This is a genomic window from Mycobacterium sp. P4_H6, from assembly GCF_056400845.1.
The window spans coordinates 93,669-104,259 of the sequence record NZ_JBFUKN010000010.1 but is presented as its reverse complement, the minus strand read 5'-3'; the positions used below and the strand labels follow the sequence as shown (position 1 = coordinate 104,259).

At 66.9% G+C, this 10,591-nt stretch carries 9 protein-coding genes; 3 read left to right on the top strand and 6 right to left on the bottom strand.

From position 1 onward, the window contains the following. The 3 genes from AC1DTF_RS06585 to AC1DTF_RS06575 all read right to left on the bottom strand — a co-directional run. Window positions 1-1,330: tripartite tricarboxylate transporter permease (locus AC1DTF_RS06585; RefSeq protein ID WP_477473494.1), on the bottom strand; the 1,330-nt coding region annotated here is incomplete at its 3' end. Window position 1,331: 1 nt separating this feature from the next. Next, window positions 1,332-1,847, bottom strand: coding sequence for a tripartite tricarboxylate transporter TctB family protein (locus tag AC1DTF_RS06580; protein WP_057167638.1), 516 nt, complete (start codon window positions 1,845-1,847; stop codon window positions 1,332-1,334). Next, window positions 1,844-2,800, bottom strand: coding sequence for a Bug family tripartite tricarboxylate transporter substrate binding protein (locus AC1DTF_RS06575; RefSeq protein ID WP_477473493.1), 957 nt, complete (start codon window positions 2,798-2,800; stop codon window positions 1,844-1,846). Before AC1DTF_RS06575 ends, AC1DTF_RS06580 begins: the two co-directional genes overlap by 4 nt. A gap of 154 nt (window positions 2,801-2,954) precedes the next feature. Between AC1DTF_RS06575 and AC1DTF_RS06570 the strand changes: the two genes are divergently transcribed. The 3 genes from AC1DTF_RS06570 to AC1DTF_RS06560 are packed head-to-tail and all read left to right on the top strand — an operon-like array spanning window position 2,955 to window position 6,227. Continuing rightward, complete coding sequence (locus AC1DTF_RS06570) at window positions 2,955-4,583, top strand: sensor histidine kinase (protein ID WP_477473492.1); 1,629 nt, start codon at window positions 2,955-2,957, stop codon at window positions 4,581-4,583. A 53-nt stretch (window positions 4,584-4,636) separates the two neighbouring features. Then, entirely contained in the window at window positions 4,637-5,533 is an 897-nt protein-coding gene (locus AC1DTF_RS06565) for an isocitrate lyase/PEP mutase family protein (protein WP_057167635.1), read from the top strand. Between the two features lie 4 nt (window positions 5,534-5,537). Further along, window positions 5,538-6,227: a response regulator gene (locus AC1DTF_RS06560; RefSeq protein WP_057167634.1), complete on the top strand. Its 690-nt coding sequence runs from the start codon at window positions 5,538-5,540 to the stop codon at window positions 6,225-6,227. A 19-nt stretch (window positions 6,228-6,246) separates the two neighbouring features. Here the strand turns inward: AC1DTF_RS06560 and AC1DTF_RS06555 are convergent, their stop codons facing one another. The 3 genes from AC1DTF_RS06555 to AC1DTF_RS06545 all read right to left on the bottom strand — a co-directional run bounded on the left by AC1DTF_RS06555 (window position 6,247) and on the right by AC1DTF_RS06545 (window position 10,503). After that, window positions 6,247-7,758 carry a carboxyl transferase domain-containing protein gene (locus AC1DTF_RS06555; protein ID WP_477473491.1) on the bottom strand — a complete coding sequence of 504 codons (1,512 nt, stop codon included), beginning with the start codon at window positions 7,756-7,758 and terminating at the stop codon, window positions 6,247-6,249. Further along, window positions 7,755-8,960, bottom strand: coding sequence for a CaiB/BaiF CoA transferase family protein (locus AC1DTF_RS06550; protein ID WP_477473490.1), 1,206 nt, complete (start codon window positions 8,958-8,960; stop codon window positions 7,755-7,757). The genes AC1DTF_RS06555 and AC1DTF_RS06550 overlap by 4 nt, the downstream gene beginning before the upstream one ends. A 169-nt stretch (window positions 8,961-9,129) precedes the next feature. Beyond that, window positions 9,130-10,503, bottom strand: coding sequence for an SLC13 family permease (locus AC1DTF_RS06545; protein WP_477473489.1), 1,374 nt, complete (start codon window positions 10,501-10,503; stop codon window positions 9,130-9,132). Window positions 10,504-10,591: the final 88 nt, after the last annotated feature.

Here is a 10,591-nt window from a genome sequence, read left to right as displayed (position 1 = left end):
GACCGAGGATCACCCCGATGATCACCGGCACAACCGGTAACCCGTACCGGCGCATCACGACTCCGAGCAGCCCCATCACCAGCAGCAGATACAGGCCCATGCTGGAGCCGTCGGCGGCGTAGGCGCCGACGGCGGCGAACACCAGGATGCCGGCGTACAGGTACGGACGCGGGATGCGCAGCAGTTTGGCCCACAGCGGTGCCAGCGGCAGGTTGAGCGCGAGCAGCAGCACATTGCCGATGAACAGGCTGGCGATCAATCCCCACACCAGGCCGGGTTCGTTGTCGAACAGCAGCGGGCCGGGCTGGATACCGTACTGCTGGAACGCGGCCAACAACACTGCGGCGGTCGCCGAGGTCGGAAGCCCCAGTGTCAGTAGCGGTACCAGCACCCCCGCCGCGGAGGCGTTGTTCGCGGCCTCGGGTCCGGCGACCCCCTCGATGGCCCCCTTGCCGAACTCTTCGGGGTGCTTCGACAGCTTGCGTTCGGTGACGTAGGACAGGTAGGTCGGGATCTCCGCGCCACCGGCGGGCATGGCGCCGAACGGGAAACCCAGTGCCGCGCCGCGCAGCCACGGCTTCCACGATCGTTTCCAGTCCGACTTGTCCATCCACGGGCGGCCCACCGGGATGATGCCCGGAGGGTTGCGTCGCAGATGCAGCGCAATCCACAACGCCTCACCGAGCGCGAAGATGCCGACCGCGACCACGATGACGTTGACGCCGTCCATCAGGTGGGGCAGGCCAAAGGTCAAGCGCTCCTGACCTGTCGAGCCATCGATACCGATGAGACCGATGAACAACCCGATACCGAGCGAAGCGAACCCGCGGATGCGCGAACTGCCCAGCACCAGCGTCACCGCACCGAAGGCCACCACCATCAGGGCGAAGTAGTCGGCGGGCGTGATCGAGATGGCGAAGTCGACGACGAGCGGGGCCACCAGCACCAGCAGGCCGGTGGCGATCGTGCCTGCGACGAACGAACCGATGGCCGCGGTGGCCAGCGCCTGAGCGGCCCGACCGGACTTGGCCATCTTGTTGCCCTCGATGGCCGTCATCATTGCCGAGGCCTCACCTGGCGTGTTCAACAGAATCGAAGCCGTTGAGCCGCCGTACATTCCGCCGTAGTAGATGCCGGCGAACATGATGATCGCACCGGTGGCGTCCAGCGAGAAGGTGAGTGGGAGCAGCAGCGCCACCGTCATCGCAGGCCCGATCCCGGGTAACACACCGACCGCGGTGCCCAGCAGCACGCCGATCAGCGCGAACATCAGGTAGGTGGGCGTCATCGCCGCGGCGAAGCCCTCCATGAGCAGGGTCATCGATTCCATGTCAGATGATTCCCTGCAGGATCCCGGCGGGCAGGTAGGCGCCGAGGGCGTACACGAACAGCAGATAGCTGCCGAAGGCGATGACGGCCGACACGACCAGCGTCATGACGAACCGGCGGCTGCCCAGCGCGACGGCGCTGCCGAAGAACAGCAGAGTCCCGGTGAGGGGCCACCCGACCGATTCGATCAGCACCGCATTGGCCAGGAAGAACCCGCCGACGGCGAAGAACGGCGCCCACGCCGTGGGCTGATCGAGGTCGACGTCCTCGCCGCCCTCCATCTCGCCACGGCCACCACGCAGCACGTCGACCAGCAGCGCGGCCCCGACGCCGAGCAACATGAGCCCGACGACGGTGGGGAACACCGACGAACTGAGCGGACCGACGCTGGCGGCATTGTCCGTCAGCATCGCGGCGTCGATCAAGGACACCACGCCGAGAACGAAAAGGAGTGCGGCAACCAGAAACTCGGACTTGTCGGCCAGCGCGGAGCGTGCCGTGCCGACCGCAGAGGTCATTGCTGGACCCCTTCGAGGGCCGCCTTGATATCGCCGGCCTGCTCGGACAGATAGGTGCCGAACTCGTCACCGGACATGAAGGCGTCGATCCAGCCGTTGCTCTCGACGGCAGACTTCCAGGCCTCGCTCTGATGCATCTTGTCGAAGGCATCGATGAGGGCCTGCCGGGTTTCCGCGCTGATCCCGGGAGGCGCGACCACGCCGCGCCAGTTCGCGACCACGACCTCGGTTCCCTCTTCGGTCAGGGTGGGTACGTCGGGCAGGAAATCGGCGCGTTCCTCGCCCGTGATCGCAACGGCCTTGAGGTCGCCGGACTTCACCTGTTCGGCCACGTCGGCGGCGCTGGTGACGGCGGCATCGACCTGGCCGCCGAGCACGGCGGGCAGTACTCCGCTGCCGCCGAAGGTGATGTAGTTGACGTCCCCGCGCGGAATGTCATTGGCCGCGGCGATCTGCAGTGTCGCCACGTTGTCCGCACCGCCGATGGCAGAACCGCCGCCGACGTTGAGCCGCGGGTTCTTCTTCCACGCCGCCACCAGATCGTCGTAATTGTTGATCGGTGAATCACCGGGCACCACCACCGCGAGGTACTCGTCGAGCAACTTCACCAGCGGGGTGGTGTCGGCGAAGGACACCGGCGACGACTGCGACACCGTGGCCGCCACCAGACCGAAGCCCATCTGCATGACGAGTTCGCCGTTGTTCTTCTCGTCCACGAGGCGGGACAACCCGACGGTGCCGTTGGCGCCGTCGACGTTGAACACGTCGATCCGCTGGGCGATGCCGTCGTCTTCCATGATCTTGGCGGCGGTGCGCGCGGTGGTGTCCCAGCCGCTGCCCGCCGAGTTCGGCACCAGGTACCGGAACTGCCCGAGTTCGCCGTCGCCGCCACCCGCGTTCGAGCCACCCGAGCATGCGGCGACGAGGATGACGGTGACGGCAGCTGCCGTCACTCCAAGGCTTTTGGTGAGTCGGCCCATGATGTACCTCCTGTGATGAGCACTACGCTGTCCCAGGAACAGTGACGGTTGCCACACGAGCCTGTCACGCTTGCGCTGACAACGAATCTTGTGCTCGTTGTGCTCGACGACGAAGGATGTGCAACAGGTGTCGACTCCCTCGGCGGATCGGTGGCTCGGCAGATTGCCCCTGGCGCGGCAGCTGTTGGTGCTGCAGACGGTGATCATCCTGGCCGTCCTCGCTGTGGTCGTCGCCATCACCTACGTGCAGTCCGGCACCGACTATCAGCGCACGACCGGCAACCGGGTGCTGGGGCTCGCCGAGGTGTTCGCGACCGACGGGATCGTGCGTTCCGCGTTGCGCGGTGACCTTCCGCTGAGCGCGGTCCCGCCGGCCGCTGCCCGGGTGCAGAGTGTGTCCGGGGTGGACTTCGTGGTGGTCGTCGATCTGGACGGTGATGTGCTGGCCAGCCAGGATCCGAGTCATCTCGGTACGCGCTGGTCTTTCGCCAGCGGTGATGTGCTGTCGGGCCGGGCGTGGGTGRGCGCGGCCACCCTGCCCGACGGGCGTCTGTCGATACAGGCGCACGTCGCCGTCCTGGATCCCGAAAACCGCGGGCGGCTCGGCTACGTCGTCGTCGGCAGCTATTCGCCCAGCGTGGCCGAACGGTTGACCGGCGCCGTCCCCGACCTGCTGATCTATGTGGGGGTGGCCTCCGCGCTGGGACTGCTGGGTTCGGTGCTGCTGGCCAACCGCATCAAGAGGCAGACCTTCGGGCTGGAACCGCGGGACATCGCCGGCCTGGTAGAGCATCGTGAGGCGCTGCTCTACGGCATCCGGGAAGGGGTACTCGGCCTCGACCTCGAACATCGGGTCACCATCGTCAACGCCGAGGCGATCGAACTGCTCGGTCTTCCCGGCGACGCGGTGGGCAAACGACTCGAAAAGCTGGGACTGAGCCAGGAAGTGGTCGACGCCCTCACTGACGCACGCCGCAGTACCGACCGCATCCTGGACACCGATGCCCGGCACCTGGTGCTCAACCGCATGCCGGTGACCACCCGCGGCCGGGTCATCGGCGCCGTCGTCACCCTGCGTGACCGCACCGAATTGTGGGGTCTACGACGCGAATTGGACGTCACCCGGCACACCGCGGACGCGCTGCGGGCGCAGACCCACGAGTTCTCCAACCGCTTGCACACCATCGCGGGCCTGTTGCGCCTCGGCCACGTGCAGCGCGCCCAGCGGTATGTCACCGACGTGCAGACCGGTCACAATCAGTTCCTCCAAGCGGTCGCGGCGCGGATCGACGACACCACACTGGCGGCGCTCGTCGTGGCCAAGGGCAGTCTGGCCTCCGAACGGGGGGTCGACCTCGTGGTCGACGACCAGTCACATGTCGGCGAACTGAGCCTGGACACCGCCACCACGCTGGAGACGGTGATCGGCAATTTCGTCGACAATGCCCTGGAAGCCTGTGCGGGCGCACCGGACCCGGAGATCAGGCTGCGCATCGAGCAACGCGATGACAGCATCGCCATCGAGGTGCGCGACAACGGCCCCGGGGTCGACGACGCGATCTTGAGCACCATCTTCGAACGCGGCGTCAGCACGAAGGCCACCGACCGCACCCGCGGATTCGGTCTGGCGCTGGCCAAGAGCGTGTGCGAGCAGCGTGGCGGCCGCGTCGACGTGCACAACGACCACGGTGCCGTGTTCACCGCGCAGATCCCGATAGCACAACGAGCACAACGCCAAGTTTCAGCGCAAGATTGACGCGCCACACGTGCAGGCGTGACGTTGATCTCACCTCATACCGAAGGAGATCGATGAACGCCCGTCAGAAACTCAGGGAACTGCTGCACTCACCGGAGATCACGCAGGTCCCTTCCGTCTTCGACGGCATCTCGGCGCGGCTCGCGCAGGCGACCGGCTTCCAGGCGATCAGCGTCACCGGCAACGGGGTGGCCGCCAGTCTGCTGGGCCGTCCCGACGTCGGTCTGGTCTCGCTGACCGAGAGCTCACAGGTGGCGCGCAATATCGCAGGTGCAGTGGATATTCCGGTCATCTTCGACGCCGACACCGGGTACGGGACCGCACTCAACGTCACCCGGGCGGTCCAGGAGTTCGAGAATTCCGGGGTCGCCGCCATCAAACTCGAAGACCAGGTGACGCCCAAACGATGCGGCGTGCTCGATGTGCCGATCCCGGTGGTCACCGAGAAGGAGTACCTCGGCAAGATCGAGGCCGCGCTGTGGGCGCGCAAGGATCCCGATTTCCTCATCATCGCCCGCACCGACGCCGCCAACACACTGGGCGTCGAGGCCGCGGCACTGCGCGCCAAGCGCGCCATCGAACTCGGTGCGGATTCCGCGCTGATCATCGGCGTCCGGGAGAAGGACGACGTCGAGATTGTCATGTCGATCATCGACACCCCGCTGCTGACCCTGGTCGAGGAAAAAGGGCCGATGTCGACCCTGCACGTCTCGGAGATCGAGAAGCTCGGGTTCTCGCTGGCGCTCTACCCCGGACCGATCCGCTTCTCGATGGCGGCCGCCGCCAGGCGAGCCCTGGAGACCCTGCGTGACGAGGGGCAGAGCACCAGCGTCCGCCCGCACATGCTCAAGCCCGAGGAGTGGTACGAGCTGATGGACATCGACGCGTATTTCGACATCGAGAAGCGCTTCGTCCGTGGCTCGGGCGAAGCCGAGCAGCCCGTATCGTAAGTGCATGCGGCCGGGTGAGACCGGGGACATCGCGGTCCTGGTAGTCGATGACGACTTCATGGTGGCGAGCATCCATGCGGAGCTCGTCGAGGAGGTGGACGGCTTCCGGGTCGCGGGGAAAGCGGTCAACGGAGAACAGGCGTTGAAGATGGTGGCCGAACTGGCCCCCGATCTTCTGCTGCTCGATGTGCACCTGCCGGACATGAGCGGAATCGAAGTGCTCAAGCGGTTGCGTGAGCGCGGCGACGACGTCGACGCGATCGTGGTGACCGCTGAGCGTGACGCCACCTTCGTCAAGGCGGCCTTGCGTGGCGGCGCCGCCCAGTATCTGATCAAGCCGTTCGATCTGGACGAGTTGAAGGTACGGATTCAGCACTACGCCAGGGTGCGGCTGGCGGGCGGCAAGACCGATCAGGATGCGGTGGACAGTGTCTTCTCGATCGGTGCCGACCCGCGGGCCGCGCCCTCGGTTCCGTTGCCGCCCAAGGGGCTGAGCAACGAAAGCCTGGACCTGGTGCGCGACGCACTCGCCGACGGCGCCGAACTGTCGGCGACGACCTGTGCGGAAGCGACCGGGATGGCCCGCGCGACGGTGCGCCGTTATCTGGAGTATCTGGTGGAACGGCGGGAGGCCAGGGTGCGTCTGAAGTACGGCGGCGGCCGTCCGGAACGGCTGTACCGCGCCGGGGTGTGACGGCGCGGTACAGCGGCGATCAGCCGACCTGGGCGAGGAGCGGGCCGGCCTTGCCGAGTCGTTCGAACCGGCGGGCCCGCTCCGCCTTGCGGTCGGTGGCGTCAGCGGCTGCCAGGGTGGCGAGCTCGCAGCGTAGCGCCGCGCCCACCCTGACACAGAACTTCTCGGGTTCTGTTGCGGCATCCGGATATTCGGGGATCACGTGGTCGACGATCCCGGCACTGTACAGATCCGCGGATCGGACTCCCTGCTCGGCGGCCATCTGTGCGGCCTTGCTGATGGTGTGGTGCAGGATGGCGCTGGCCCCCTCCGGCGGCAATGGCGACAGCCAGCCGTGCTGGGCGGCCAGCACCCGGTCGGYGGGTACCAGCGCGAGCGCCCCGCCGCCGGTGCCCTGGCCGAGCAGCAACGACACGGTGGGCACCTCGAGCCCGATCATCTCGGCGATACAGCGGGCGATCTCGCCGGCGAGTCCCCCTTCCTCGGCCTCGCGGGACAACGCCGCACCGGCCGTGTCGATCACCGTGACCAACGGCAGGCCCAGGTCGGCGGCCAGTCGCATGCCGCGGCGGGCCTGGCGCAGGGCACCGGGGCCCAGGGGTTCTTCAGCGGTTTGGCCCGCACGGTCCTGTCCGAGCAGCACGCAGGGCAGGCCGCCGAATCTGGTCAGTGCGAGCAACAGTCCGGGTTCGTTCTCGCCCTGGCCGCTGCCGTTGAGCGCCAGAACATCTGATGCGGCGTGTCGCAACAGATCTCGGACCCCGGGACGATCGGGTCTCCGGGTGGCCACCACCGACTGCCAGGCCGGGACATCGACAGCGGGTGCCACCTGTGGAGCGGGTGCGCCGGTATCCGTGGTGGGTGCGTCGATGATGGTCAGGGCACGGTCGACCATGCCGGCGAGTTCGTCTATGGCGACGACCGCGTCGATCAGGCCGCACGAGTAGAGATTCTCCGAGGTCTGTACGCCCACCGGAAACTGGCTGCCGTACAGGGCTTCGTAGACCCGTGGACCCAGAAAGCCGACCAGTGCACCGGGTTCGGCGAACGTGACGTGGCCCAACGATCCCCAGGAGGCGAAGACACCACCGGTCGTCGGATCCCGCAGGTACACCAGATAGGGCAGGTGCGCTGCCTTGTGATCCACGACCGCGGCGGTGATCTTGACCATCTGCAGGAAGGCGGTGGCGCCCTCCTGCATGCGGGTGCCGCCCGAGGTCGGCAGCGCGAGGATCGGCAGCCCCTCGGCGGTAGCGCGCCGGATCGCCGCGGTGAGCCGTTCACCGGCGGATACTCCGATGGAGCCACCGAGGAAACCGAAGTCGCACAACAACATCGCGACGCGACGGCCACGGACGGTGGCGTGCCCGGTGAGAACGGCCTCGTCGAGACCGGTTTTCTGGCGTGCCCGGGCGAGTTCGGCGGCGTACCCGGCGTTGACGGGCGGATCGACCACGGGCCGGTCCCAGGGCCGCCAGGATTCGGCGTCGACCAGGGTCTCGATCAACCGGCGTGCGCTGGCCCTGGTCATCGGGACCGAACCTGAAGCGCGTCGATGAGGTGGTTGTCCGCGCCGAGCACCGGGGGCGCGGTATGTGCGCGCCGGGTGCGTTCGGTACCGCGCGCGTCGAAGAATCGCAGTGGGGGCCCGGGGAGTTCGATGGGGCCCAGGGTGGCGTGCTCGACCCCGATCACCAGTCCTTGCGAGCGGGTCTGTTCCCATTCGTAGACCTCGCGGATGGATCGGATCTTGCCGGCGGGCACCCCGATCAGGTCCAGTTTGTCGAGCAGTTCGTCGGTCGAATAGAGCGCGAACACGCTCTGGACGAGTTCGTTGACCTGTTTCTGGTTGGCCACCCGGTCGGGGTTGGATTCCATTCCCGGTGTTGCAGCGTCCAAGGCGAAGCCGTCGCAGAAGCGGTGCCACAACCCCTCGCTGCCCACCGCGATCTGCACGGCTCCGTCGGCCGTGTCGAACAGGCCATAGGGGCAGATGGACGGATGGTGATTGCCCGTCGCTTCGCCGATCTGGCCGGCCACCGTCCATTTGGTGCCCTGGAAGGCGTGCACTCCGACGACCGCCGACAACAGCGACGAGCGGACGACCTGTCCGAGCCCGGTGCGTTCGCGCTCCTGCAGCGCGGCCACCACCCCGAAGGCGCCGTACATGCCGGCCAGCAGGTCGGCGATCGGAACTCCCACGCGCTGAAGATCATCGGGGCCGGATCCGGTCACCGACATCAGCCCGGCCTCGCCCTGGGCGATCTGGTCATAACCGGCCCGGGACGCCTCGGGCCCGTCGTGCCCGAAGCCGCTGATGGACAGCACCACCAGGCGCGGATTGATCTCCTCGAGGCACTCGTGGGAGAAGCCGAGCCGGTCCAGCACGCCCGGGCGGAAGTTCTCCATGAGCACGTCGGCGCGGCTCAGCAGTTCGGTCAGGGCCCTCTTGTCCGAGTCGTCCTTGAGGTCGAGGGTCACCGACTTCTTGTTGCGGTTTGCGCACAGGAAGTACGTCGACTCGCGGTCGGCGGCCTCGGGTTGGACGAAGGGCGGTCCCCAGCCGCGGGTGTCATCGCCGCCCTGGGGGTTCTCGACCTTGATGACCTCGGCGCCGAGATCGCCCAGCATCATCGCGGCGTGCGGACCGGCCAGGGCCCGGGTGAGATCGATGACGAGCAGCCCGTGCAGCGGGCCCGCCGACTGGTCGGTGTGAGTGTGCGAGTTGTCCATCGGTCAGCCTTTGGATTGGTGGAGGAGTGTCCTAGTGGACTAGCCAATTAAGCAAAACAGCTGCGCTCAGCGCTGTCAACAGGGCAAACGTGAGGAATTCTTGTGACTTGGTGCACTACAGAAGCGCCCGCGGTCATGGTTGACCGCGGGCGCAACGTGCTGGTCCGGTCTAGAGCCAGCCCGGGGCGACCAGAATCGCCCATGCGATGAGCGGTCCGATGGCGACCACGATCGCGCTGTATTTGAGGATCTGTTTGTAGAAGGTGTCTCGGTCGACGCCCTGGGCGTTCGCGAGCACCAGCGCCCCATTGGTCGAGAATGGACTGACGTCGACGATCGTCGAGGCGATGGCGAGTGCGACGATGACACCCACCGGTCCGATCTCGCCGGCCAGCAGCAGCGGTACCGCCAGTGGGATGGTGGCGCCCAGGATGGCCACCGAGGAGGCGAACGCCGACACGATGGCGCCCAGGTAGCACAACAGCAGCGAAACCAGCAGCGGCATACCGATACTCGCGACACCATTGCCGACCCACTCGACGCTGCCGGCCTCCTGCAGTACGCCCACGAAGGTCAGCACACCGCCGATGAGCAGCACGGTGGACCAGCTGATCTGCGCGACAGCGCCTTTCTGGGCCTTCGGTGAGGCCAGTGCCAGCACCGCGGCAACCGTCATCGACACGAAGCCGATGTCGAGGTCGAGGACGAGAGAGAACACCGCGAGCGCGCCCAGGCCGATCAGGGTCAGGACCTGATTGAACGAAACCGAATGTCGGGGAAGCGGACTCGTCGGGGAATTCGGTGGTGCCACCAGCGTGGCGCTGGAGGCGCTGGTGCCGTGGCCGGAGAAGGTGGGGGCGTTGCCCGGATGGTGCGGCGCGGGTGCCGTTCCGGCGGAGCCGTTGGCGACCTCGTCGTGTTCGTCGTGAATCGTCCGCCCGAGCAGCTTTCGTCCGCCCAGGAACGCGAAGAGCGCGACGCCGATCCCGGCGTTGAACAGCAGGCTGCCGAGGAAGAGTGTCAGCGGACTGTTCACCAGGCCGGCCTTGGCGGCGATGTTGTTGACGGTGACACCGTAGATGCTGATCGGCGAGAATCCGCCGGCCTGCGCGCCGTGGATCACCATCATGCCCATCAGCAGCGCGTTGATCTTGTACTGCCGGGCGAAGGTCAGCGCGATCGGTGCGATGATCGCGACGGCTGCCGGTCCGAGGGCACCGAACGCCGTCAGTACCGCGGTGATGCCGAACATCACCCAGGGGATGAGTGCGACCCGGCCGCGCACCAGGTGCAGGGCGCCGCGGACCATCAGATCGACGGTGCCGTTGTTCTGGGCAATGGCGAACAGGTAGGTGACGCCCACCAGGGTCAGGAACAGATCGCTGGGAAATCCGGCGATGATGTCGTCGGTGTTCATCCCGACGGCGAGGGTGCCGACGAGGAACGCGGCGACGAAGCCGAGTGTCCCCATGTTGATCGGCAACAGGGTTGCGGCCACGAACATCGCGATGAGCGCGAGGATCGGGATCAGCTCTAACGGCATGGCAGCCTCCAGCTTCAGGGTGGGCTCCAGTGGCTCACTGGCCTAGCCAGTACACCAGTGCGCTGGATCACTGTCAACCATTCGATGT

Coding starts and splice junctions, on each gene's coding strand:
- AC1DTF_RS06560 (WP_057167634.1), top strand. CDS start 5,538: ATGCGGCCGGGTGAGACCGGGGACATCGCGGTCCTGGTAGTCGATGAC.
- AC1DTF_RS06550 (WP_477473490.1), bottom strand. CDS start 8,960: ATGGACAACTCGCACACTCACACCGACCAGTCGGCGGGCCCGCTGCAC.
- AC1DTF_RS06565 (WP_057167635.1), top strand. CDS start 4,637: ATGAACGCCCGTCAGAAACTCAGGGAACTGCTGCACTCACCGGAGATC.
- AC1DTF_RS06545 (WP_477473489.1), bottom strand. CDS start 10,503: ATGCCGTTAGAGCTGATCCCGATCCTCGCGCTCATCGCGATGTTCGTG.
- AC1DTF_RS06580 (WP_057167638.1), bottom strand. CDS start 1,847: ATGACCTCTGCGGTCGGCACGGCACGCTCCGCGCTGGCCGACAAGTCC.